Origin of the sequence: Rhizobium sp. P38BS-XIX (assembly GCF_012641435.1) — a bacterium.
GTDB lineage: Bacteria > Pseudomonadota > Alphaproteobacteria > Rhizobiales > Rhizobiaceae > Rhizobium.
This window is the reverse complement of record NZ_JABAIJ010000018.1, coordinates 25325-49878: the sequence shown is the minus strand read 5'-3', so window position 1 is coordinate 49878 and position 24554 is coordinate 25325. Positions and strand designations below refer to the sequence as shown.

At 57.6% G+C, this 24554-nt stretch carries 23 protein-coding genes and 1 tRNA gene; 7 read left to right on the top strand and 17 right to left on the bottom strand.

The genetic code is table 11. The features are described 5' to 3' along the window. Nucleotides 1-34: 34 nt before the first annotated feature. The 9 genes from HGP17_RS32245 to HGP17_RS32205 all read right to left on the bottom strand — a co-directional run bounded on the left by HGP17_RS32245 (nt 35) and on the right by HGP17_RS32205 (nt 10765). Complete coding sequence (locus tag HGP17_RS32245; RefSeq protein ID WP_168815898.1) at nt 35-832, bottom strand: hypothetical protein; 798 nt, start codon at nt 830-832, stop codon at nt 35-37. Between the two features lie 362 nt (nt 833-1194). Continuing rightward, on the bottom strand, nt 1195-2208 hold the full coding sequence (locus HGP17_RS32240; RefSeq protein ID WP_168815896.1) for a LacI family DNA-binding transcriptional regulator: 1014 nt from the start codon (nt 2206-2208) through the stop codon (nt 1195-1197). A gap of 56 nt (nt 2209-2264) precedes the next feature. Beyond that, on the bottom strand, nt 2265-3545 hold the full coding sequence (locus HGP17_RS32235; RefSeq protein ID WP_168815894.1) for a D-tagatose-bisphosphate aldolase, class II, non-catalytic subunit: 1281 nt from the start codon (nt 3543-3545) through the stop codon (nt 2265-2267). 1 nt (nt 3546) lies between these two features. Next, nucleotides 3547-4491 carry a sugar kinase gene (locus HGP17_RS32230; RefSeq protein WP_168815892.1) on the bottom strand — a complete coding sequence of 315 codons (945 nt, stop codon included), beginning with the start codon at nt 4489-4491 and terminating at the stop codon, nt 3547-3549. 20 nt (nt 4492-4511) lie between these two features. Further along, the gene (locus HGP17_RS32225; protein ID WP_168815890.1) at nt 4512-5474 is read right to left on the bottom strand and encodes an ABC transporter permease; all 963 of its coding nucleotides are present in this window, start codon (nt 5472-5474) and stop codon (nt 4512-4514) included. After that, complete coding sequence (locus HGP17_RS32220; protein ID WP_168815888.1) at nt 5471-6988, bottom strand: sugar ABC transporter ATP-binding protein; 1518 nt, start codon at nt 6986-6988, stop codon at nt 5471-5473. Before HGP17_RS32220 ends, HGP17_RS32225 begins: the two co-directional genes overlap by 4 nt. A gap of 101 nt (nt 6989-7089) precedes the next feature. Then, the gene (locus tag HGP17_RS32215; RefSeq protein ID WP_168815886.1) at nt 7090-7983 is read right to left on the bottom strand and encodes a substrate-binding domain-containing protein; all 894 of its coding nucleotides are present in this window, start codon (nt 7981-7983) and stop codon (nt 7090-7092) included. Nucleotides 7984-8358: 375 nt separating this feature from the next. Continuing rightward, nucleotides 8359-9378 carry a LacI family DNA-binding transcriptional regulator gene (locus tag HGP17_RS32210; RefSeq protein ID WP_168816011.1) on the bottom strand — a complete coding sequence of 340 codons (1020 nt, stop codon included), beginning with the start codon at nt 9376-9378 and terminating at the stop codon, nt 8359-8361. Nucleotides 9379-10159: 781 nt separating this feature from the next. Continuing rightward, the gene (locus HGP17_RS32205) at nt 10160-10765 is read right to left on the bottom strand and encodes a TetR/AcrR family transcriptional regulator (RefSeq protein ID WP_168815884.1); all 606 of its coding nucleotides are present in this window, start codon (nt 10763-10765) and stop codon (nt 10160-10162) included. 167 nt (nt 10766-10932) lie between these two features. Between HGP17_RS32205 and HGP17_RS32200 the strand changes: the two genes are divergently transcribed. The 4 genes from HGP17_RS32200 to HGP17_RS32185 all read left to right on the top strand — a co-directional run bounded on the left by HGP17_RS32200 (nt 10933) and on the right by HGP17_RS32185 (nt 14494). Beyond that, the gene (locus tag HGP17_RS32200; RefSeq protein WP_168815882.1) at nt 10933-11799 is read left to right on the top strand and encodes an SDR family oxidoreductase; all 867 of its coding nucleotides are present in this window, start codon (nt 10933-10935) and stop codon (nt 11797-11799) included. Between the two features lie 78 nt (nt 11800-11877). Beyond that, nucleotides 11878-12102 carry a hypothetical protein gene (locus tag HGP17_RS32195; protein ID WP_168815880.1) on the top strand — a complete coding sequence of 75 codons (225 nt, stop codon included), beginning with the start codon at nt 11878-11880 and terminating at the stop codon, nt 12100-12102. 58 nt (nt 12103-12160) lie between these two features. Next, nucleotides 12161-12919 (top strand): isocitrate lyase/phosphoenolpyruvate mutase family protein, encoded by a 759-nt coding sequence (locus HGP17_RS32190; protein WP_168815877.1) that lies wholly within the window; start codon nt 12161-12163, stop codon nt 12917-12919. Between the two features lie 294 nt (nt 12920-13213). Beyond that, on the top strand, nt 13214-14494 hold the full coding sequence (locus HGP17_RS32185; protein WP_168815875.1) for a lipoprotein-releasing ABC transporter permease subunit: 1281 nt from the start codon (nt 13214-13216) through the stop codon (nt 14492-14494). 101 nt (nt 14495-14595) lie between these two features. Here HGP17_RS32185 and HGP17_RS32180 read toward each other — a convergent pair whose 3' ends face one another. The 5 genes from HGP17_RS32180 to HGP17_RS32160 all read right to left on the bottom strand — a co-directional run bounded on the left by HGP17_RS32180 (nt 14596) and on the right by HGP17_RS32160 (nt 17747). Next, nucleotides 14596-14796, bottom strand: a complete 201-nt coding sequence (locus tag HGP17_RS32180) for a hypothetical protein (protein ID WP_168815873.1) — start codon at nt 14794-14796, stop codon at nt 14596-14598. Between the two features lie 34 nt (nt 14797-14830). Then, nucleotides 14831-15478: a glutathione S-transferase family protein gene (locus HGP17_RS32175; protein ID WP_168815871.1), complete on the bottom strand. Its 648-nt coding sequence runs from the start codon at nt 15476-15478 to the stop codon at nt 14831-14833. After that, entirely contained in the window at nt 15475-15915 is a 441-nt protein-coding gene (locus HGP17_RS32170; RefSeq protein ID WP_168815869.1) for an SRPBCC domain-containing protein, read from the bottom strand. Before HGP17_RS32170 ends, HGP17_RS32175 begins: the two co-directional genes overlap by 4 nt. Continuing rightward, entirely contained in the window at nt 15912-16226 is a 315-nt protein-coding gene (locus HGP17_RS32165) for a metalloregulator ArsR/SmtB family transcription factor (RefSeq protein ID WP_246704311.1), read from the bottom strand. Before HGP17_RS32165 ends, HGP17_RS32170 begins: the two co-directional genes overlap by 4 nt. 114 nt (nt 16227-16340) lie before the next feature. Then, on the bottom strand, nt 16341-17747 hold the full coding sequence (locus HGP17_RS32160; RefSeq protein WP_168816009.1) for an RtcB family protein: 1407 nt from the start codon (nt 17745-17747) through the stop codon (nt 16341-16343). 300 nt (nt 17748-18047) lie between these two features. Here HGP17_RS32160 and rtcR point away from each other — a divergent pair, with 300 nt between their 5' ends. Then, nucleotides 18048-19652 carry an RNA repair transcriptional activator RtcR gene (gene rtcR, locus HGP17_RS32155; RefSeq protein ID WP_168815865.1) on the top strand — a complete coding sequence of 535 codons (1605 nt, stop codon included), beginning with the start codon at nt 18048-18050 and terminating at the stop codon, nt 19650-19652. 77 nt (nt 19653-19729) lie between these two features. Here rtcR and HGP17_RS32150 read toward each other — a convergent pair. From HGP17_RS32150 to HGP17_RS32140, 3 genes are all read right to left on the bottom strand, one after another. Beyond that, nucleotides 19730-19805, bottom strand: a tRNA-Lys gene (locus tag HGP17_RS32150). 107 nt (nt 19806-19912) lie between these two features. After that, nucleotides 19913-20659 (bottom strand): AcvB/VirJ family lysyl-phosphatidylglycerol hydrolase, encoded by a 747-nt coding sequence (locus HGP17_RS32145; RefSeq protein WP_168815863.1) that lies wholly within the window; start codon nt 20657-20659, stop codon nt 19913-19915. A gap of 435 nt (nt 20660-21094) precedes the next feature. After that, nucleotides 21095-21523, bottom strand: a complete 429-nt coding sequence (locus HGP17_RS32140) for a hypothetical protein (protein ID WP_168815861.1) — start codon at nt 21521-21523, stop codon at nt 21095-21097. Nucleotides 21524-22119: 596 nt separating this feature from the next. Between HGP17_RS32140 and HGP17_RS32135 the strand changes: the two genes are divergently transcribed. Together HGP17_RS32135 and HGP17_RS32130 are read left to right on the top strand one after the other, a co-directional pair. Next, nucleotides 22120-23412 carry an ArgE/DapE family deacylase gene (locus HGP17_RS32135; protein WP_168815859.1) on the top strand — a complete coding sequence of 431 codons (1293 nt, stop codon included), beginning with the start codon at nt 22120-22122 and terminating at the stop codon, nt 23410-23412. 271 nt (nt 23413-23683) lie between these two features. Next, nucleotides 23684-24532, top strand: coding sequence for a sugar phosphate isomerase/epimerase family protein (locus tag HGP17_RS32130; RefSeq protein WP_246704310.1), 849 nt, complete (start codon nt 23684-23686; stop codon nt 24530-24532). The last annotated feature ends 22 nt before the right edge of the window (nt 24533-24554 follow it).

Sequence of the window (24554 nt, the reverse complement as noted above, 5' to 3'; positions counted from 1 at the left end):
TGCAGCCTTGCACCACGTGCAAGGTTCGCTGGCATCAGAGCTTATTTGGCGCCGGTTCCTGTAATGTGATTTCGACGAACCCGCCGCGCGAGCATTTGCCCCAACCTCCCGCCATCGATGTCGGGCTGCGGCGATTGAGAATATATTCGCATTCCCCGGATGTCTTACGGTTGCGCGATACGGTTTCTTTCCAGACCAATTGCTCGTTGCCGCTTACGCGCCCCTTGATCGCGTTGGCTGTTCCCGATTTCGGCCAATTCATAATGGCTTCGAAATTTTGGTGATCCGTGCGCACGAGGTGATCGACGCTGAAAGGCAGGATTTTTCTTCCGCTTCGGATCGAGCCTGAAAAGCCGCCTTTTAATACCTCGACAAGCGCTTCATTCTTCGCCTCGGCAGCGCTTGATGCCAGTGTCCCGTTCGGCGGTTCCATGTTCGACGAAAGTGCTTTTTTGAACATGGCTTCGGCATTTCGACACATATCCAGGGGGACTTTCCCTCGGCGCAGAAGCAAGGTCAGCTGCCGCTGAGCTTCCATGTCGGCCGTATGGCGAACGTAGTCCGACAGTTGATAGCGCCATCCGTAGTCTAAAATTCCGACGGCGACGTGATTTTCCCACCGGTGACGAGCGTGGTGACGTTGAGTGTCGCATTTTTGGATCAGGATGAAGTTCGCGGCATAGTAGCCAAGTTGCACCGCGGCATCGACCGGGCCGCTTTGATCGGAACTCGGATTGCTGTCAAACAAGTATGTGCGAGAAGTTTCGCTCGCATGGGCGCAAACAGAAAGCTGGGAAAGCAGGCAAACGCTGAAAAAGAGCCGTTTCAACAAGAAGAACCTCCGATGCCGATTTTCGAATGAGGATGTTTGCCGTTTCAGTTCTTTCAGCCGCTCAAAATCAAGCTCTCGTTGAATGGTGCTTCCGCAACTCAGAGGCCAAGTCTACAACCATGTAATAGTAAGGCTGATTTAAAATCGGTTGCAAGCGATTATTGTTTGACCGCTTATATCAGTTAGCCGGCAAATCCGTCGACATGGCACAGGTCATCTATGCGGCCGTATGGAATATATCGGCTGAGGTTGGTTTTAGCGCCGGTGTTGTTGTCCTAGGTCGAACTGGCCAATCGCGACCAGCCGCAATTCGGAATTGCTCGCCCCGTGCCATTTGCCGGGCAGGTGAGCATCGTCAGGATTTATGCCGAGCCTCGAAGCATGATTTCTCCGTTCAGCAAGACGGTGGCGTTTCTTGCGGAGAAGATCGTCTTTTCTCCCTGGTCGATCATTCGCAGCAACAGATCCATGGCCCACTGTCCTATCTGGTCATAGTCTTGGGCGACGGTTGTAATGGGCGGGCAGGCGTAGCGAGAGAGCGGATGGTCATCGTGACCCGCGATCCTGAGATCGCCCTGTCCTGTCTGCCCGACCTTCAGCCCCGCGTGATAGGCTGCGGAGATCGCGCCAAAGGCAATTCGATCGTTGGCGCAAAGCACCGTGTTGGTCGGAAATCCCCCGGCTTCTATGTGCGCCTTCGCCTGCTCAAAGCCAAAACGCTCGAAATCCCAGGTGCAATCAGCTGACACCGACAGAAAGACCGGCTCCATATGCAGCTGGATCATGGCGTCGATGTAGGCCTGTTCGCGCGTGCGTGCATTGGTGTTGACCAGCGGCATGCCGAGATAACATGGCGGGGAGCCGGACCGACAAAGATACTCCACCATCAGGCGGAAGCTCTGGCGGTTGTCTGTACCGACGAAGGGCGACGTGTCGTCCAGCGGAGAGTCGATATAGATCAGCGGAATTGCTGTCGCCAGCTTTCGCAGCGTCTCCTGTTGCGATTTGCCGCCCAGCGCCGCAATGATTGCTCCCGCGACATTCATCGACCGCAAGGTTTCGATCGCGCGAGCCTCCAGTTCCGCATCGCCGTCCGATGAGAGTACGAAGGCAAGATACCCGGAGGTATTGGCGATCAGTTCGATGCGCCGCGTTAGCGCCATGTAGAACGGGTCCGTCGAGTCTGGTACGATGATACCTACGATATTGCTGCGACGCCGATTGAGGTTGACCGCAAACATGTTGGGCCGAAAGCCGCTCTCTTTGAGGGCGGCTTCGATCTTTTCCCGGGTCGTCCGTCGAACAGAGCCCGGGTCGTTGAAGTATTTCGACACCGTTGGCCGCGAGAGGCCAACGAACTCTGCGAAGTCCTCCATTGTCCTAATGCTTATGTCTGCCAATCCCGATTCCGCCTTGCATTTCTATTGCTTAGCTACGCGCGGCAGGCTTCGAAATAGTCTTCCAGGACAAGATCGACGGCGTCGAGTGCCAGCGCTTGCGCCTTTGGCTCGATTTTGCCAGTGCGAACGGAATCATAGCTTGCGCGGAGATATTGGCTGATCAGGGTCTCGGGTATGGCGAGGTCGCCAAGCAGCGCGAACAGTGACTTTACCGCGGCGTCGATTTCGGGATGCGGCCAGTAGTAGCGAATTCGGTCGCTGTAGCTGAAATGACGCTGGATATGACGTTCGGCATCCGAACCGTGATAGTATTTTTCCCAATTCTTCGGCTCGGCGAGCAATACCCGCTCAATCGTGGCGGCAAGGGTTTCCTGGCGCTTGCCGGGAAAGAGAAACTCGGCGATCTGATCGAGGCCGTAATAGGCTTCCCGCAGTGCGAACGTCAGGCCAGGTCCGACCTTGAGGATCGCAAAGCCGTCCAGCACCAGCGAGCGCAGGGCATTGCGCGTTTGGTAATCGGTGGAGTGGGCCTCGAACACCAGGCCGGGCAGTTGCGAGAGCGTGGCGCTGAGATCGGCCGCCTTCTCGGGAACATAGGCAATGACGTTCTCGTTGCCGAATTCGACACCCGGCTGAACAACGGCACCCACCACCCGGGAAAATGCATCCGCCACGCCAGCAGCTTTAAACGCTCTTCGATGAACGGCGATGGTTTCGAGCGCCGCTTCGGGCTTGGTCACTTCCAGGATATCGAGCTCTTCCATCGCCCCGCCCGGGATCGGAACCTCGGTCCCGACGATATAGACCGGCTTGATGCCGGTTGAACCTTCGAGCGCTCTTTCGGCAACCGCCGCCAGACGCGCGGCCCGCTCAGCGGTGACAGCGTCGGGAAGCGCGACTGGTTCGCCAGCGCATCCCATGCTCGTGTCCAGATGAAGCTTGGTAAAGCCTGCCTTGGCGTAGGCCTCGATCATTATGCAGGCTTTCGCCATAGCCTCTTCCGCAGGCAAGGCCTTCCACGGGTTCGGCCCGAGATGATCGCCGCCGAGGATGAGGCGCTCCGGCGGAAAGCCTGTCTTGGCCGCGATTGCTTCGACGAACACACGAAAATCGGCGGGCGTCATGCCGGTATAACCACCAGTTTGGTTGACCTGATTGCAGGTTGCTTCGACCAGCAGATGGGTTCGCCTGCTCTTTGCGTGCCGCATGGCGGCTTCGATGACGATAGGGTGTGCGGAGCACACGGACGGTATGCCCTTGACGCCGTCTCGGCTGCGCCAGCTTGCAATATCGGACAGATGGCTCTTTGGCATGTTACTTCTCCGCCTGGGCTTGAATAAGATCCTTGAGCTCGACTTCCGTAGAGGCTCCTTCCATCGGACCTTCGCGGGTTACGGCTCTCGCGCCCGACGCACAGGCGTATTTCAAAGCGTCGGCCGGATCGGCGCCGCGCAGCCAGAAGGTCACAAAGGTCGCGCCGAAGCAGTCGCCGGCGCCCGTCGGGTCGATCTCCGACACGACGTAACCGGCCTGGTCCAGTCGCTGCGCTTCGTCGAAATAACTCGCGCCGGAAGCACCCCGTTTGACAACGATGGTCTTGATACCGCGACCGAGAAGCTCCGCTACGGCGGCGTCCTCGGTTTTTGCCTCGGTGAAGAGAAACAGTTCCTCCCCGCTGGGCAAGAAGAGGTCGGTTTCGGCCAGTACCGTCTGAAGCGCTTCGCGCATGCCGGGGCTGTCCAGGATTTCCGCGCGAAGATTTGGGTCGAACGAGACCGTACCGCCGCGAGATTTGATGCGCGATACGGCAGTCAGGATGCTGTCGACAACACTCGGAGCATAGAGCGCGCTGCCCATCACATGAAGGTGCGTGCAACTGTCGATGAGCGCATGCGTCTTTGCCGACAGATCGATGCTGCCGCAGGCGCTGTTGCGGATGTTGAAGACAAAGGCCCGACTGCCGTCTTCGCGATAGCGGACAAAGGCGCTGCCCGTCGTTCCCTGAGGCACGATCTCGATACCGGAAACGTCGACGCCGTCAGTTTCGAGGCGATGAATGTTGACCCAGCCGAAATCATCGTCGCCGACACGGGAAATGATCGCGCAATCATGACCGAGCTTGCCGACCTGATCGATAAAGATCGCGGGTGCGCCGGAAGGGAAGGGGCCGATCAATGGGACGGCCTCGCGAAAGCCGTTGCCTTTCTTCGTGGCAACGATTTCGACCAGTATCTCGCCGATCGTCAGAATTTTGGACATGGTGTGCTCGCTGCCTTGGATTATTGCTTGGCTTTTTTCGCCCGGACGTCGAGATAGACGGCGACGAGGATGACGACGCCTTTGACGATCAGCTGATAAAAATAGGGGACCGACAGCATGTTCATGCCGTTGTTGAGAACCCCGATGATCAGCGCGCCGATAAGGGTCCCGACCATCGTTCCCACGCCACCCGAGAGGCTCGTTCCGCCAAGCACGGCTGCGGCGATCGCATCGAGTTCGTAGCTCATTCCGGCATTCGTCTGCGCCGAAAACAGGCGGGAGGAGAGCAGGATGCCGCTGATCGCCGACATGATCCCGGAGATCATGAAGATGGTGATCTTCAGTCGGTCGACCTTGATCCCGGAGTAAAGCGCGGCTTCCTTGTTGCCGCCGGTCAGATAAGCCCTGCGACCAAACTTGGTTTTGCTGAGCAGGATGTGGTTGAAAACGAACAGAACGATCACGGCCCAGATCACGATCGGAATACCGATGAAGTTCTGCGTGCCGATTGCCGTCCAGCTCGGATCCATGATCATTGCCGGGGCACCGTTGGTGGGCAGGCTCACGAGACCGCGGTAGATACCCATGGTCGCCACCGTCACGATGAAGGACGGCAGCATGAGCTTTGCCGTCAGGGCGCCATTGATGAATCCAAGCACCGCGCCGGCGATCAGGGTCAGCAGGATGGCCGGAACGAAGCCCAATCCGAAGAGGATGCATTGAGCACCGACCATTCCGGCGACTGCGATGATCGATCCGATTGAAAGATCGATTTCTCCGAGAAGGATGACCCAGGTCATGCCAAACGCCGCAATGGCGATGACGGCGACCTGCTGCAGCACGTTCAGGAAGTTGGCGACCGACATGAAGCGCGCGTTGGTGATCGAGAAGATCACGCAAAGGATGACAAGCGACAGGAAAATGCCGCCATACTGCTTCAGGGTGCGGATATAGGCAGCATTGGCTGCGCTCTTGTCACTCATGATAGGAATCCCGTCGCAAAGCTCATGATCTTTTCCGGTGTCATGTCGTCTTTTGTCACGATGGCCTTCATGCGGCCCTCGCTCATGACAACGGCGCGATCGCTCATGCCGATGACCTCCGGAAGCTCGGAGGAAACCAGCAGAATTGCGGTGCCCTCCGCCGCCAGCTGGCGGATGATTTTGTAGATTTCGAATTTCGCCCCGACATCGACGCCACGCGTCGGCTCATCGAGGATCAGGATCTTCGGCTTGGTGAGCAGCCATTTTGCCAAGACGATCTTCTGCTGATTTCCGCCCGACAGGGAGCCGGCCGTCGTCTCGAGCGACGCAGTCTTGATTGCCAGCCGGCCGACTTCGGTGGTAGCAGCCTGACGCTCCCGCCGTCTCCTGAGGAAGCCAAATCGTCCGGCATACGAGTCGAGCGCGACCATGGATATGTTGTGCTCGACGCTATGGCTGAGGACAAGGCCCTCTTCCTTGCGGTTTTCGGTGACAAAGCCGATCCGCCTGCTGATAGCATCCACGGGCGAGGTGATGCGGACATCCCTTCCGTCAATCTGGATTAATCCCGAAGCGGCGTTCCTGACGCCAAACAGCGTATTCATCACCTCGGAACGACCCGAACCAATCAGGCCAAAGAAGCCGAGGATCTCTCCAGCGCGCACATCGAATGAAATATCCTCGAATTCGCCGGGTCGAGACAACGCCTTTACGGTGAGAACCGGTTTCTGCTCCGTTGACGGTGCCGGGACTTCGCGCTGCGGGTAGATCTCGTTCATGTCACGGCCGACCATCAGGGCGATCAGCTGGTCGATGGTCGTGTCGTTCTTGTCGCGGGTCGTGATGTAGTTTCCATCGCGCATGACGGTGATATCGTCGCTCAGGCGCATGATCTCTTCCATGCGATGCGAGATGTAAATCACCGCAACGCCCTGGGCTTTCAGGCGGCCGATGATGTCGAAGAGAATGTCTGCCTCGCTGTCGCTCAGCGACGACGTCGGCTCATCCAGGATGACGACCCGCGCCTTGATGCTCAGTCCCTTCGCGATCTCTACCAGCTGTCGCTGTGCAATCGATAGATCGCCGACCCGATCGGTGACGGAAATCGGCAGCTTCAGCTCGGCGACAAGCTTTGCCGCTTCGCGCACGAGCGCCTTGTCGTTGATGAAGCCCGCTCGGGCAGGTTCGCGCGTCGCGAGGATGTTTTCCGCGACCGTCAGATTGTTGCAAAGGCTGAGTTCCTGAAAGACGATCGTCAAGCCCGCCTTGGCGGCATCCTGCGGATCCGCAGGTGCGTAGGGCTCGCCGCCGAGGCGGATGCTGCCCGATGTCGGCTGATAAACCCCTGCAAGGATTTTCATCAGCGTCGACTTGCCTGCGCCGTTTTCGCCGAGAATGGTATGGACGCGGCCGGGCAAGACACGCAATTGCATGTTCTTGATCGCGGAAACGGAACCAAAGACCTTGGTGACGTCAGTGATCTCGAGGATTGGGCTTTCGCCGGAGGATTCCATGCCTCACCTTTCTTTGCATGGCTCCGGTGGCCCGCTTTGAAGCAGGCCACCGGGAGGAGCGGTCCTTTTCAATTGAAAAGCCGTCTCGGGAGGAGGCGTATTCAGTTCTTCTTGACGTAGACGCCGGGAACGATCGGCTGGGACTCCGGCACGGTTTCGCCGGCCTTGATCTTGATCGCGGTGTCGATTGCGAGCTTGCCCATCTGGTCCGGGAACTGCTGGATCACGCCAACCATGTCGGGATCGGAGTCGACCGCCTTGATGGCTTCCGGCATGCCATCGAAGCCGATGACCTTGACCTTGCCGCTAAGCCCGGCCGATTTCACGGCAACGGAGGCTGCAAGCGCGGCATCGTCACCGAAGCCGAAGATGCCGTTGATATCGGGGTTGGCTTGCAGCATGTTCTGCGCAACGGCGAGCGCTTCCGCACGGGTAATCCCCGTCTGGATGGAAACGATCTTGATGTCCGGATGCTTGGCGATCGCGTCCTTGAAGCCATTGACGCGGTTCACGACGGACTGGACTGTCGGATAGTCGATGATCGCGACATTGCCCTTGCCGCCGAGCTGCTCGGCCATCAACTCGCCAGCCTTTACGCCGCCGGCATAGTTATCAGTTCCGATGTAGGAGGCGACCTTGGTGCCTTCGACCGGAACGTCAACGGTGATGACCTTGATCCCGGCTGCCTGTGCGCGAGCCACGGCAGCGAGCGCGCCCTTGCTGTCGACTGGCGACATGATGATCACGTCGACGCGCTTGACGATGAAATCCTCAATGTCTGCGAGCTGCTTGTTCAAATCCTGGTTTGCGATCGACATTTCGATCTGAACCTTCTTGGCGGCTGCTTCGTCCGTGATGGACTTGGCGAGCGCGTTGTAGAAGGGATGTTGCTGCGTCAGCAGCGAAACGCCGATGTCTTCAGCGTGTGCCGCGACTGCTGCGAGGGAAATACTTGCGGAAACAAGCAATGACTTTGCGAACGACGATAGGGTCAAAAAATCCTCCCCTTGAAAGAGACCTTCGAGCGTAGTGGTCCGAAATGGTCGGGCCTCCCTCGGCCATCGGATGGCTGCTTGATACGAACAAAACTTATCGCGCGTCAAGTTTAAAAATAACGCGTGCAGAATAAAAATATGACCTGCGGTATTTTTTATTCGGACAAACAAGGGCGCTCACCGCCACGCTGGCGTCGCGGGCGATAGTCATATGAAAAGGCCATATGGATCGGGATGCCAGGTGCGCCTGGTAAAGCCGGCTGATGTGGGCGTGTGCTGTTAGATTAGTTTGGAATGCTCGACCTTTCGGGTCTGTGGCACTCGGTTAAGAAGTCGGCAGCCGCCGCGACAGGACAATGTCCCTGGATGCCGCGTCTATGCAGACTCGCGAAGCATCAGGTCGCCGGAAAAGAGCGATCGCTCGACCGATAAGGTTGCATCCTCCTCCGCATCGGGCTCACCCAGCATCTGGAGAAGAATTCGGACGGCTTGGCGGCCGATTTCGCCGACATTCTGGGCGACGGTGGTGATCGGCGGGCAGGCGTAACGGGACAGCGGATGGTCATCATGCCCGGCTATCCGGATATCGGCTGTCGGGCCGTGGCCAACTTTCAGGCCGAGCTTATAGGCGGCCGCTATCGCGCCGAACGCCACTCGATCGTTTGCGCAGAGAATAGTCTTGGTTGGCATGCTTCCGGCACTTCCGACAAACCGGGTCATCTCCTCGAACGCGAATTTCTCGAAGTCCCAGGTGCGAAACTGTGTGAGCGGAAGGACGTTGGGCGTCATCCCAAAGCGCTCCATCGCCTTGACATAAGCGTCCTCTCGATCCCTGGCGTTTCTGTTGACGTCAGGCATGCCGAGATACGTCGGTGGCTCTCCTGATCTGCAAAGATAGTCGACGATGAGTTCGAAGCTCTGGCGATTGTCGGTGCCGACGAAAGCGGATGTCCCGTCGAGCGGTGAATCGACATAAACGAGAGGCACGCTGCGCCCGTAATCAAGCAGGGTCTGCGTGTGAGATTCGACACCCAGAGGTGCAATGACGGCTCCGGCAACATTCATGGATTTGAGCGTGCTGATCGCCCGATCTTCCAGATCGGCCTGTCCGTCCGATGAAAGGACCAGAGGGAAGAGGCCCGCAGCGATTGCCAAGGTCTCGATCCGTCGGGTCAGCGCCATATAGAACGGGTCGACGGAACTCGGGATGATAATCCCGATGATGTTGGTGCGACGACGGTTGAGGTTGACCGCGAAAAGATTTGGCCGAAATCCCGATTTCTTCAGCGCGACCTCGATGGCTTCGCGCGTCTTCTTGCGGACGGAACCCGGATCGTTGAAATATTTGGAAACTGTTGGACGCGACAGACCGACAAACTCCGAGAAGTCTTCCATGGTCTTGATCTGTTTTGGCAACCGGGCATCTCCCAACAATGTCTTGAAATACCTATCCGACTCTCGTTCTTGGGAAAAGCCGGTTCCTGCCTGAACGGAGGAAACGAGGTTGCTCGGTCGCGACTGCAATTTCAGCATGCCGAGGGTGAAAATCCTGAATTCGCACCAAACTTGCTTCCCGCCGCATTCAAATCATGCGGTAGCAACACCGACAGTGTGGGAAAATACATCAGACGCCAGCCTGTCGGCGATTTTGCGGTCTGGCCTTTGAAGGCTGACTTCACGTCCGTTCAACTGTCTTCGAGATGCGAAACTGCTCACCAAGTGAAACGAGGGCCGAAGGAGCCGTAGGAACCCGATGACGATCCGGTTGGATCCAGCTGGTTATCCCGTTGGACCCGGTCTTCCCACCGCCGACGCTCGGCTGCTTTTTCCTTGGCGGCATCCGCCGATTTGCTTGCGGTCACAGGACCGGATTGACCTGCTGTCCTGCCGGTTGTCGAGCAGGAGGTGAACAAAACAGCTGGAAAAACAATCAGGATGCCAATGGAAATGATCTTCGTGAGGTTGTAGCAAATCGGCTGCATGGACGTCCCCAATGTTCCCGTCGATCATCTGTACGAAAGTGCAAGACTATTCGATTTTCCGCGTAGTGGAAACTGCGGCCACTTTGATTTCGAAACGTCGAAGAGTTGTCGGTAACCCCGCCAGCTCTCGGTGACGCTTCGATCGCGAGGGCTGACGGGAAGGGTGGTTCGACACGATCGCTCGACAGCGCGCGCTATGCCGCCGCCATCTCGTCAGGCCACACTGACATGGCAGTCGCCGCGAGGCCATCCAGCTCGGCTTTCGTGGCTCCGTCATGGGCCTGAATGCCGATGCCCTGAACGGTTGCGACGTAAAATCGGGTCAGGCTTCTGACATCGGCTGAAGCCGGCAGCTCTCCGGTTTCTTTCGCGGCATCCAGGCATGCGCCAATGACATCGAGCCAGTCGCTTCTCGCTTTTCTGATCGCGCGCACCACGAGGCTCGGCATGTCCTCGTCGACCAGAGCCAGTGTCGTCCAGCAGCCGACCGGATGGTTGGCGCTGTCGGTCATGATCTCCGTGAGCGAAGCAAACATGTTCTTGAGCCCCACGCACACCGGATCGCCCTTGGCGAGATGTGCCCACAAGGCATTCTGAGTTGCCTTCATGTAAAGGCCGACGGCCTCCTCAAAGAGCTTTTCCTTGTTGCCGAAGGCGGCATAGAGGCTCTTTACGTCGATCCCCATGGCTCCGCAAAGGTCTGGCATCGAAGCAGCATGATAGCCGTTGCGCCAGAACACCAGCATGGCGTCCTGCAGCGCCTTGTCCCGATCAAATTGTCTTGGACGGCCTCTTGGCATCCGCTGCTCCCTAGCGCTTTCAAAAATATTCAGTGACCATTGAATAAATCAGTTGACGGCGAAAATCAACGTCGCTAGGAATTATTCATCGTTCACTGAATAAATAGGAACGAGATCGATAATCCCCAACGCCGGCCGCGCCCGGCTCAACTGAGAAGAAGAACATCATGTCTAAAATCGTTCTCATCACCGGCACGTCGAGCGGCTTTGGCAAGGACACTGCGCTCACCCTCAAGGCCGCCGGACATCGCGTCTTCGGCACGATGCGCGGCATTGACGGCAAGCATGCCGCCGTCGCTTCAGAGTTGCAGGCAAAGGGCATCGAACTGATCGAACTCGATGTGACCGACGATGCCAGCGTGGATGCGGCCTTCAAGCGTCTTTTCGAAAAGACCGGCGGCCAGCTGGATGTGCTCATCAACAACGCCGGCCGGATGGTCCAGGGCGTTTCAGAGGCGGTCACGTCGGAGCAGACCCGCCAGATGTTCGACGTCAACGTTCTCGGTATTCAGCGGGTGATGCGCGCTGCGCTTCCCCAGCTTCGTCGAAACGGCTCCGGCCTCGTAATCAACATCGGCTCCATCCTTGGCCGGGTCACCATCCCCTTCCTCGGTCTTTATGGTGCGACGAAGTTCGCCGTCGATGCGATGACCGACAGCTACCGCTACGAACTCTCGCAGCTTGGAATTGATGTCGTTCTGGTTCAGCCAAGCGCCTATCCGACAAGCCTTTACGAAGAGATCGGCGCAAGCGACGTGAGCCGCGAACATGAATATGGCGAAGTGGCCGAAGTGCCGAAAGCCTTCAACGCCTATATTTCCAGCCTCTTTGCCGGCCCGGATGCGCCCAATCCGCACGATATTGCAGAAGAGATTGCGCGGCTCGTGGCAACGCCGGCCGGCCAGCGCCCGGCACGTCTCGTCGTTGGCAATGGATTTGGCGCCGATGCCGTCAACGCCGCCGTTGCGCCGATCCAGAGCGGCATGATCAACGCCATCGGCATGTCGGCCCTCGAAACGCTGCGCGTGGGATGAGCCTGCGACTGGAGGGGTGGGGATCTTCACCATCCCTCCAGGTAAAGCGCGCGTTTCTGGCGAACGGAGGGAAGCGTCATGGATAAACGCTTGATGCAGGCTTTGGGCATGTTTGCGCTCGGAACGGACAGTTTCGTGATGGCAGGCATCGAAGCCTTGGGAATTCCGGCCGTCGGTGCTCACAGTCTCGGTTACATCGGAGCGATCTTCATCGTCGCGGCATTTGTCCTGGCCGGGCTCGCGACACAGCGCATCGTCGCCGCCGATCGCAAACAGCCGCATACATCCGCCGCATCCGTTTAACGAACCAGCAGGGCAGCGATCCATGCTGCCTCCCAACAGCCCAGAAAAGGAGAAAGTCATGAACCAGAATGAGAGAGCCCGCCAATTTGCACAGCTTCACGTCAAGGGACAGCCGCTAAAACTGTTCAATGCCTGGGACGCCGGCAGCGCCAAGGCGATTGCGGGTGCGGGCGCGCAGGCAGTCGCCACGAGCAGCTGGGCCGTTGCCGCCGCGTTGGGCTATCGTGATGGCGAGGATCTTCCGCTTGACCTTGCGATCGAAACGATCGGCCGTGTCGCGACAGCCGTGGAGCTTCCCGTTTCGGCCGACTTCGAGGGTGGTTACAGCGATGACGATGGGCAGCTCGCCAAAAACATCGCTCGTATCGTCGATACGGGCGTTGTCGGCATCAATTTTGAGGACCGTGTCGTCAAAGGTGCGGGATTGTATAGTAGTGAACGCCAGGCTCAAAGGATCGCGGTCATTCGCGCTGCCGCGACGAAAACAGGTGTCGACCTCTTCATCAATGCGAGGACCGATCTCTTTTTCGAGCATTTCAACGAAGCTGAAAACTATGTCGATGAGGCGATCGAGCGCTCCAAGGCGTATGCTGAGGCCGGAGCGTCGAGCCTGTTTGTCCCCGGTCTTATCGACGACGCGCTGATCGAACGAGTTGTCAAAGGTTCGCCGCTGCCGGTCAACGTGATGATCATGGATGGCGTGTCCTCCGTTGATCGACTGGCCGAACTCGGGGTTGCCCGCATCAGCTTCGGCAATATTCCCTATGTGGATACCATGAAGGCGCTCGCGGATGCCGCGCAGCGGATTTACGGATGATCGAATCCCGGGAGCCTGAATGACGACATGCGTAACCGTTTATCGTTCAAAAGACATGCCGCGATTGACAATGAAGCGTAGGCGGTTTGCATCCTTCTGCAATGTATTGAGAAACGGGACATGTATCGGTCCCGTTTCGCTTTGAGGCTACCTCACCACAAAGCCGCGTGAAATGCCCCGCACACGAGTTGACCGCAATGTTCGCGCAATGCGCGGCTGCCAGCCTTTTCCGCTGATGATACATTTTGCCGCCGTTCCAAATCACCGCTACGCAGCTCCGAAGGGAGCTGCCGGATGAATGATGCAGCCTCGACGACGGGCGCTGCACCGTTTTCAGCTTTCGAGCGCATGGTCGCGTGGCGCTACCTGCGCTCGAGACGCAAGGAGGCGGTGATCTCGGCAATCTCGATCATTGCGTTCATCGGCATCATGCTGGGCGTGGCGACGCTGATCGTCGTCATGTCTGTCATGAACGGCTTTCGTGCCGAACTTCTCGATCGTCTCCTCGGCATCAACGGCCATCTGGTCGTCCAGCCGATCGAAAGCGGTCTCGACGACTACGAACAGATTGCCGCGCGCGTCAATGGCATCGCGGGTGTGCGCTATGCGATCCCGCTGACCGAAGGGCAGGTGCTCGCGACGGGCCGGGCCGGGGGTGGAATAGGTGCGTTGGTGCGCGGCGCGCGCGAGGATGACATCGGCAAGCTGGCGCTGGTCTCAAACAATATTCGCCAGGGAAGGCTCGATGGCTTCGACGCATCGAAGGGGGCCGCCATTGGCAAGCGCATGGCCGAGAGGCTGGGTCTCGAGGTTGGTGACAGCATCCAGCTTATCGCGCCCGAAGGTGATGTAACCCCGTTTGGCGCCACCCCGCGTCAAAAAGCCTATCCGGTGGTGGCGATCTTCGAGGTCGGCATGTCGCAATACGACAGTTCGATTGTCTACCTGCCGCTCAGCGAGGCCCAGCTCTACTTCAATTCGGAGGGCGTCGTGCAATCGATCGAGGTCTTTGTCGACAACCCGGATACGGTGGATGAACTGCGCGCTCCCGTCGAGAATGCGGCAGCGCGGCCGGTATTCCTGACCGACTGGCGCCAGCGCAACCAGACCTTTTTCTCGGCCCTTCAGGTCCAGCGCAACGTGATGTTCATGATTCTGACGCTGATCGTACTGGTCGCAGCGCTCAATATCGTCTCAGGGCTGTTCATGCTGGTCAGGGACAAGGGGCCCGACATTGCGATCCTGCGCACAATGGGTGCGACCAGCGGCGCAGTCATGCGCATCTTCTTCATGACCGGAGCAGCGATCGGCGTCTTCGGCACGATCGCGGGCGTGGTGCTTGGCGTTATCGTGTGCATGAATATCGAAGCGATCAGGCAGTTTTTCTCGTGGCTATCGGGCAGGACGATATTCAATCCCGAGATTTATTTCCTGAGCCGATTGCCGGCGCGCATGGATATCACGGAAGTCGCATCGGTCATCCTGATCGCGCTGGTCCTCTCTTTTCTTGCCACGCTTTTTCCGGCCTGGCGCGCGGCCAGGCTCGATCCCGTCGATGCGCTCAGCTACGAATGAGGGGGCGAAAGCGGCCAAGTTTCGTCATATGGCCGGCAACTTGCTAAAGCCTCCGACGCCGAGGCACGGCGGCGAGAAAATATTGAACGCCAGCAAAGTCGCTAAAATTCCCGCTCGAACCTGATCGGGAAACGGGATGTTCCGGCCGAGCCGATCGCCATACTGACCAGGAGCGTCTTGGCGGGTGCAAAGCGGGCGCGCTGACCGAGGGCAAGCCGTAGCGCAAGAACGACAAGGGCGCCGATGATTCCTGCGAGAAGCTGCGATGAGCGATAGTAAGGCGCTCGAGTGATGCCACTCAAGCGCCAGATTGCGCTTCAGGCTCTGATGTCGGGATCAAGCCGCGTCTGCCGCGGCGAAATGCGCGATCTGGTCATCGTAAGCTTTCGTAAAAGCAGGTCTTGCCGTCAGGCGTTTGACGTAGGCGCGGCAAGCCGGATGATTTGCGAGCCCATCGAAACGCTCCACCTGTCGCATCACATCCGCCATCAGCAGATCGGCCACGGAAAAGCGGCCGCCCGCCAGCCATTCGCGCTCTTTCAGCACTGTCTCCATCCGATCAAGCCTGATCTTCAGAAAGTCTTCCACGAATTTGGCTTCCGGCGCGTCGCCCGGAAAGCCCATGAAACGAAACAGTGCCCACGGCTGGCTCGGCAGGTCGACCGAGTTGAGCGCCGCGATAACCCACTCCATAACCTCGGCTCGACCGCGCGGATCGGTGGGCATGAGCACCGGGCTTTTTTCGCCGAGATGCAGCAGGATTGCGCCGCTTTCGAAAATGGTGAGGTCTCCATCGGTCAGCCACGGGATCTGACCGAAGGGCTGCGCCGCGAAATGCTCGGGCCCGCGATCTTTGAAGGGCGTGCTCTCCACCCTGTAGGGCAAACCGGCCTCTTCGAGAGCCCAGCGGACTCGCAGATCTCGAACGAGACCGCGCGGCAATTCGGGAACCCAGTCGTATGTTGTCAGGATCAGATCACTCATTGGCTAACTCCAAGGAAGACGGGGAGCTTGTCGAGAAGGCCGTTCCAGCCACTTTCGTGGCTTGCGCGGGTCTCTTCGTCCGGCAAGTGCTCATGGGTGAGGGTGAGGACCGTTCCTTCGTCGAATGGTTCGAGCCGGAACGTTACCAGCGATTTTGGATCGGAAGTTCCTGGCAAGTCCCAGGTGAAGGCGAGTAGTTTCTCAGGGATGACTTCCTGATAAATCCCTGTCGGGTTGTGTTCGTCGCCGTTGAGCAGCCGGAACACGACGCTGAAGCGACCGCCTGGGCGGACGTCTGCGACCACGTCAAGTGTCGGCCCCGCATCCGGCCCCCACCATTGCATCATCAGCTCCGGCTGCGTAATCGCGGCCCACACCCTGGCAGGCGTGGCCTTGATCCGACGCACGATCGTCACGCTCGGCAGGCGGTCAGTCATTTCCCGTCATCCTCCTCTAAGAATGCAGTCAGCCGATCCAGGCTCACCGTCCAAAAACGCTCGTAGCGATTGAGCCAGGCCATAGCCTCCTGCATCGGTGCTGCCGAAAGGTTGACGGCCACCGTGCGTCCGGTCTTGGTCCGAGTGATCAAGCCGGCATCCGACAGAACATCCAGATGCTTCGTCATGCCAGGGAGCTTCAGCGAAAATGTCTGGGCAAGTTCACTGACCGAAACACCCGGCTGATCCATCAAGCGCTGCAGGACGCCGCGCCGGGTCGGGTCGGAGAGCGCCCAGAATGTGCGGTCCATGGTGGATATCGAATGCTTCGCCATATAGCGAAGTATTTACGACTTATGCTGGCGATGTCAACAAGGGAATATCTTTTTTCGGGAAGGCGGACTGTGCCGCCTCCCCAAGCACCGTTACCGGCGCTTCTTGCGCCAAGGCGCATTCTTCTGCCAGTCACCGGCCATGATGCTCCCGAACGGGATCACTTCGTCGACCACTTCGGCAAGGCCGTAATGCTCGATTTGTGCCCGCACATTCGCAGCACTTTTGTAAGCGCTTGGCAGTTCCGACACGTCGGCAAAGCCGGAGAAGAAGCGAACGTCGAGACCGCTCGTTTCCTTCTCCAGGATTGTCGCGATGTTGTTGGGGCTGAGTCCGCGGGAATCTGCCCCGTACTCCGCCGCCAACTGCCGTATATGACCGCTGCGCGAGATGTTGCGGCCGGCGCCGTGCGGCGAGAAGCCGAGACCATGAGCAGCGTTCGTTCCACGAACGATCAGTACCGGTTCCGCCATGTTAAGGGGAATGATGGTCAGATCGGTTGCATCATGCGCCCAGTTATCAAACGCCGGTGTCGCACCCTTTCCGTGATAGAACAGTCCGTCCGATTTCCGGAAGACGAAGTTATGCTCGTTCCAGAAGCGATCGGCGACCTTAGCCGAGAGCTTTTCCGCCGCCATGTCGTGGAGGGCATAGTGGTTTTCCTTCGTCCACTGGCGGATCGTCTGCAAGGCCGACCAATAGAGGTCACCCTCCTCGGTATCCGCCGGAATCCAGGCATTCTCACTATGGGTCTCGGGTGAGATCTGCTCGCGAAACCGGTTGGCGACCTTCATGCCCTTGTCGTAGAGCCGCGCACCGGGAGCTCGCGATCCGTGGTGGGTGACGAGCGCCGTTTCGCCGGTCGACTTCATGGTTCCGACATAGGCGAAATGATTGCCGTCACCCTGTGTCGCGAAGTGCTCTATGCCGACGCTCATTGCTCCGTCACGCAGATAGGAATTCCGCTCGAACGCCGACAGCGTTGCATCGGAAGGCTTGAACTGCGCGCCCCGCGGACGGCCGCCCGGACCGAAATGCGTCACGGAATGCACGGCGTCCAGCAGTGATTTCGGATCGACGCCAGGAAAGATCGAGATCGCCATAGAGCAGCAGATATCGGCCGAATGCATGCCGGGATGGATCGCTTCGGAAGCGACCACACCGCCGACGGGAATCGTGCCGATCGGACCTGCAGGGCAGGCGTCCGGCATGATTACCGCGGAACGGACGACCGGCGTGCGAACCAGCGCCCGCATCGTCGCGTTGACCTTTTCGACATTGTCCTGCTCAAAAGCGTTCTCGGCGCGGATGTTCGAATAGATCTCGATATCATTGTCTGCCCTGAGGGCAAGCGTCGGCCCTGGCTGGAATGCCTTTGCAGCCTCCAGTGCATCGGCCATCGAGCCGCCCTTGCTCAAAATCGCATTGGCAGCGTCGAGAGCTGGACGAAACCATTTTCCCTGGTTCATTCCGGCGTCGATCAAATCCTGTCCGCTCATTACCGTTGTCATCGTCTTTTCTGCGTCTGCAGTCCTTCTGTTGAGTTGCTTCTCTTCACGCCGCTTGGGCGACGAACCTTGCAGTACCGAAACGGTAACCACCGAAGGTTCATGCCGGATACGTTTCAAGAGGCGTGCCAGTTTGAAGGAGGTGCATGCAAGGAGGGTGAGGAAATTTCCTAAACGATTGTTTTGGAAGGTGAATATTCTTTTCCATTCCTGTTGAGATTCTTGCTTGCAGGATTTTCTCTATGAACGGTACTATATAAAAGAATAGTCACTTATAAAATTAGATAAGATATGAAGCGACGCGTTGTTATCGGTATATTGGGAACCACCCTGGATGCGGGAAGGTGGGATAATCGTTGGGGCCGCTGGCGGCCGACGGTTGCGCTTTGCCAGCAACAAGGCCTTTTCGTCGATCGGCTGGAGTTGATCCACGATAATCATGCGCAGACGCTATCTCAGCGGATCGTCAGCGACATCGGTGCGGTGTCGCCGGCGACGGAAGTGCGGCGTCATGCTATCAATTTTCGTGATCCGTGGGATTTCTCTGAGGTCTACACAAACCTAAGGGACTTTGCCCGTGGCTACAGCTTTGATCCCGACACAGAAGACTATCTCGTCAACATAACCACAGGCACCCATGTGGCGCAGATCTGCTGGTTCCTGTTGACGGAGACCCGCATCGTTCCTGGCCGACTATTGCAGCTCTCTCCGCCGCGCGACCGCCAGGCCGAGCAGGACTTTGTTGGCACGCACCGGATCATCGACCTCGACCTTTCCCGATATGACGAGATCGCCAAGCGTTTCGCTTCCGAGCGTGAAGATGCGGCCTCGTTCCTGAAATCTGGCATATCGACCCGCAATGGTGCATTCAACCGGATGATCGACGAGATCGAGAGAGTGGTGATCCGTTCTTCCGCGCCCATTCTTCTCACTGGCCCGACCGGTGCCGGAAAATCGCAGCTTGCCCGCAGGATCTACGATCTGAAGAAGAACCAGCGGAAGATCAGCGGACCTTTCGTTGAAGTCAATTGTGCCACATTGCGCGGTGACCAGGCCATGTCCGCGCTGTTCGGCCATGTGAAAGGCGCGTTTACCGGCGCTGCCGGTGAGCGTGCCGGCCTCTTGAGATCCGCCGACAAGGGGGTCTTGTTTCTCGATGAGATTGGCGAGCTCGGCCCTGATGAACAGGCCATGTGCCTTCGCGCAATCGAAGAGAAGAGATTTTTGCCCGTCGGCTCCGATCGGGAAGTGTCCGCCGATTTTCAATTGCTTGCAGGAACCAATCGTGATCTCGGCGAGCATGTTCAAGAAGGAAGATTCCGCGAGGATCTCTATGCCCGGCTAAACCTATGGACCTTCCAGCTGCCAGCACTGCGTGACCGCAGGGAGGACATAGAGCCAAATCTCGACTTCGAACTCAGACGCTATCTGGAGAGGGAGGGCGAAAACATCACCTTCAACAAGGAAGCGCGTGAACGCTATCTGGCTTTTGCCACCGGGCCACAAGCTTTATGGAGCGCCAATTTTCGAGATTTGTCGGCATCTATCACGCGCATGGCGACGCTCGCGCCGCACGGTCGCATTACGAGTGACGTCGTTGACGACGAGATCCAGCGGCTGAATGCCCTTTGGCGCAGGGGGATTGATCACGGCAAAGTCGATCGGATCATTGAAGAGGTGCTGGGTACAGAGGTTGCCTCTCGTCTGGATCGCTTCGATGCGGTGCAGCTTGCAGCCGTGCTTCGTAGTTGCCGCGAGCATGCGACGGCGAGCTCTGCCGGCAGAGCTTTGTTCGCATTCTCACGGTTGGAGAAAAAGAGCAGCAATGATGCAGACCGCCTCAGCAAATATCTTGCGCGCTTCGACCTGAGGTTCGAGGACGTCAAACGGCAATGATGTTGGCAGGCTATCTCAGAAACCACTGAAAAGTGGATTGCAAACTTGACCAAGTCTCTGAGGCAACAGAGCTTGTTTGGTGGGTGATGTAGGGCTCGAACCTACGACCCGCTGATTAAGAGTCAGCTGCTCTACCAACTGAGCTAATCACCCGTACCGCGTTTCTTGCGGCTGGCCCGGCCTATAAACAGGACAGGCGGCATTGTCCAGACCGAATTTTACAAGATGTGGCTCGTCTCACAGATGAAACGCGCAAAGGCTTATTTGTTCGTGGGTCTTTTCAGGTTCGCAAGGATGTACTGAGCCAGTCTGTTGTAATCTCCGCCGAAATGATGGCCGCCGGGCATGCCGATCACCTTCGCCCCCGACCCCCGAAGAGCCGTGCAGGCATTATCGTGATCGTCGTCCTTTCCATAGATGCATTCGAGCATCCCTGGCCTGATCGACCTGACATCGTCGACAGGATTGCCGCCCTTGCCTTCGGTCTGAAACCCGAGCCAGCCTCTGAGGGAGATCACGTAGTCGACCTTGTGGGACATGGACAGGAGCGAAATTGCCTTGACCTTCGCCTTTTGCCCTGGGCTCAGCCTGTTGTAGCTTGCCGGCATCACGTCTGCGCCAAAGGAATAACCGACGAGGAGAACATGGTGCACGCCGAGCCGCCTGGTGTAATAGTCGATGATGCGGCCAAGGTCTTTCGCCGTCTCCTTGGCGGTCCGTCCGGACCAGAAATACCAGAGCGAGTCCAGTCCGACGACCGGGATACCGGCGTTCCGCAAATCGCTGCCGACCTGCTCATCAAGCTCCTGCCATCCGCCGTCACCCGAATAAAGAACGGCGAGGGTATCCTGGGTCGCTTTGCCATCGATCACGTGGATCGGAAGATTATTGGCCGGTGCGGCTTCGATGGGCGGTCGCGTGGTAGCGGCTCCATCTTGTCGCGCAATCGCCGGGCTGCCTGTGACCGCGAGGATGGCAATCAAAACTGCCGCATGTTTCAGGATCATGTGTCGAAGCCTCTTGCAAGATAGCCTATCTACATCGCGATCTCCTTCCGGAAAAGATGGCTTTCATATTGCGCGTCGCCGTCCGAGGCAGGGCTTTGAAGCGCGTACGAGAACGCGGTTTAGACCGCTCGCGCTGCGGCAAAATCTTAGCAGCCGAACAAGGTTGCCCATCTATTTCAAACGAAGAGGCGCCACCGTCATTGCCGCTCGTGTTCCGGTCGATAAGAGCTTCCGTTCAAAAATGGGCGTAGGCTTTGAATTGGAATCTTCCTAACGTCATAAGCAGAGGCAACGTAAGGGTTTAGCCGTTATGTGATGCACACTGGCCGATCCCCGCTTCGATGCAACCGTTCTATGTCTCGGTGTTGGTGGTGATTGCATGATACGACGGGTGCCATGAGCACCGGTCACAAATAATCTCCATCTGTACCCGGCTCACCAAAATGATGATTCTACGAGATTTTTTCTGATCTTATCCAGATTGGCTGGCGTCGACGACACGATATTGAGCGGCCCACACCCGTCGTTTCGAAACTGCCCGATGCCTAGCCGATGGTCTGTAACATCAAAGCCGATATAGACGGTCCCTTTGGTGAGCCAAGCGTCCAGATTGTCGCTAGCCTTTCCCATAGAGCTCGTCAGGATGGTCCACGTTTCCTTTTTTATCCCCTTCAAGGTCGTTTGAACGCTGACATCAAAAGCATAAACACCTTTTTCTCGATCAATCTGAACTGATCTAATCCTGCCTTCAATCAGAACTTGGCCAGCATCTATGGCCGCAAAGCTTATGCCATGGGCTGTTGTACAAGCCATAATATTCGTGGGTAGGAGAACGGAGAAAAGGCAGGCCCAAATGAATTTCATGGTGCTTAAGACAATTCTATTCGCGCGAAAGACAAACGAGACATCGTGTTAGCATCCTCGGTGGCTTCAAGTTTGAAGTGCAGCATGCCAATGATGTCAATGGCTTCATTTTGGAAATCTTGGCATGGCCGAGGCTTTACGTAAGCATCGTTCTATGTAGCCTGGCTTGATCAGCTAATCGACTTTCTTTGACGAAACTCACGAACCTTGGCCTGGTTGCCGCACCAAACCACAGCGTGACTGTAAAATCCAAAGCATTATGGCCACAGCTGAAGCCACCAGAAAGCCGATAGATAAACTCTCCATCCCGAGCGCAAATTTTGATCGATCTCTCTACGCAATCGGTAGGAAATAGACAATTTTTCACGCGGGTTTGTGCCATTAGTTGCGCGCCGATGTTTGCCGACGGCGCGTTCCAATAACGCCCTGTCACCCCTCCCAAGTGGTTAGTGTAGTATGTCCGTGGCTTTGGATCATGAGCATTCCGAGATCGATGAAGGCTTGTGGCGACAATTCCGGTCATTTTCTTGTTGGAAAATCGCAACGGCACATCAGCGAACTTGCCCATCTACACCATTCCAATGGAACACAACTCAATGAGCAAACTAACTGCCGAACAGGTTCAGCGCATTTGTGACAAGGTCGATCGCAATTTCGCCAAGCAGGTTGAGCTTCTGAAAGCCGTCGTCAGTGTACCATCCCTGCGAGGAGCTGAAGCGCCGGCGCAGCACCTGTTGGAGCACGAGCTGAGATCTCGCGGCTACTCCGTTGAGAGCTTTGCCATCGACGAGACGCTCGTAGGCAAACATCCCGCCTTTTCTCCAACCACCGTTTCGTACGACGGCACCATCAACGTTGTCGGAAAACGCGCAGGCAAGGACAAGCTCGCGAAATCGATTGCATTCAACGCCCATATCGACATCGTGCCGACGGGCGCCCGTGAAGAATGGACGAACCATCCTTTTGAACCCAGCGAAGTCGACGGTTGGCTTTACGGCCGTGGAGCGGGCGATATGAAGGCCGGTCTGTCGGCCAACATTTTCGCACTCGACGCGTTGAAAGATGCCGGTTTCGAGCTCCGTGGCGATGTTCAAATTCAATCGGTGATCGAGGAGGAAATAACAGGGAACGGAGCGGCAATGATGCTCGCCCTTGGGCACACGGCCGATGTCCTTTTCGTCCCGGAGCCGACCGAAGAGACGCTCGTTCGGGCCAATAGTGGGGTGCTGAAGTTCGGTATTACCGTTTATGGCATCCCTTCGCATCCGAAGAATCCGGAGCTTGGGAAAAACGCCATCGAGCTTGCCGTGCTGGTCATGGCGCATCTCAAGAAGCTTGAAGAACGGTGGAACGCCGAGCGGCTTCAAAAGCCACTGTTCGCAGCCATCCCAAACCCCGTATCCCTGACCATCGGCACGATTACGGGTGGCGAGTGGATTGCCTCGACCCCTGCACAATGCCGGCTGGAAGGTCGGGTGGGCTTCTACCCTGGCGAAGATCCGCAAGCGCGTGCCGCGGAGTTCGAGCGGCATCTCGCGGAAGCGATCCAGGCAGATCCGGCATTCGAAGGCGGCAGAGCACCGGTCCTCGAATGGGTCGGCGTGATGCACGCCGGATACGAATTGGCTCCCGGATCCGAAGCGGAAGTGTTGCTGACCGAAGCACGGGAGCGGATCGATGGCAGCAAACTCGAAGCGGCAGTCATGCCGTGCTATCTCGACGCCGCGATCTTTGCGGTTCATGCCAACATTCCGGCACTCGTCTATGGGCCAATCGCCGAAAATATTCATGGCGTCGATGAGCGCGTCAACTTGGAGTCGCTCAAGAGGGTGACGAAGACGATGGCGGTGTTCGCTGCCGAATGGTGCGGGTTCGACGACACGCTTTGATTTGCTTTGCGCCGACGGAGTGAATCCGTCGGCGTCACACCGGTGCGATAGGCGATCAAATGTCGTGGGGTGTCGGCGGCATCAGACGCCCCTTGAGCGAAGGCCTATCCCGGTAGCGAAACCGAAAATGGCTCATTTGCTTCGTCGTGGCATCTCGAATCTCGTCTGCGGCCATGCATGACTTCGTGCCGTCCAATCACCGATTGATCGGCTTTGTATTGGCTGACATAGTGCCGGCGCCTATCCGCCCATGCCAAGCAAAGATTCATTGATGACAGAACCTGCCCGTAATTCTTCCGCGCCTCTTTCCGCTCGTCCCCTGGCAAAGATCAGCCTGAAATGGGGAATGATCGAGGAGCCGTCGCTTTCCATTTTGGAGAAATTCCAGCTTCTGAGGGATCTTGGCTATGATGGTGTCGAGCTCGACTCCCCCAATGCGCTGCCGCTCGATGAAGTCCTGAACGCCCGCGACAAGACCGGTCTTGCGATTCCTGGTCTCGTCAATGCCGTGCACTGGAAGCGTCCGCTGACGGATCCCGATCCCGCTGCACGGCAGGCCTGTGTCGATTCGATGATCAAGGCTCTGCATGATGCAAAGCTCTATGGCGCCACCACGGTGTTGCTTGTGGCCGGCGTCGTCAATGCAGGCACCAGCTACAAGACCGCTTACGCAAGAGCCGGCGAGGAAATCGCGAAAATCCTAGCCGCCGCAGAAGAAAGCGGCGTCGCGATCGCGCTCGAAAACGTCTGGAACGACTTCCTGCTCAGCCCGCTGGAGGCCGCGGATTTCGTCGATCGCTTCAGTCATCCGAAACTCGGCTGGTATTTCGATGTCGGCAACGTTCTGCGCTACGGCCGGCCGACGGATTGGATCGAGGCGCTCGGAAAGCGCATCCTGAAGATCGACATCAAGGAATACAGCCTCGAAAAAATGAACAGCCAAGGCCCGTGGAAGGGCTTCGATGTCGAGTTGGGCGAAGGCGACTGCGACTGGGCGGCCGTCAACAAGGCTCTCTCCGACATCGATTATTTGGGCTGGGCCTCGATCGAGGTGCCGGGAGGAGACCGCAAGCGTCTCGCCGAACTGAAGAAGCGCGTCGATCGGATCGCCGCGCTCTAACGTTCAGATCGCAGGGAGGCGA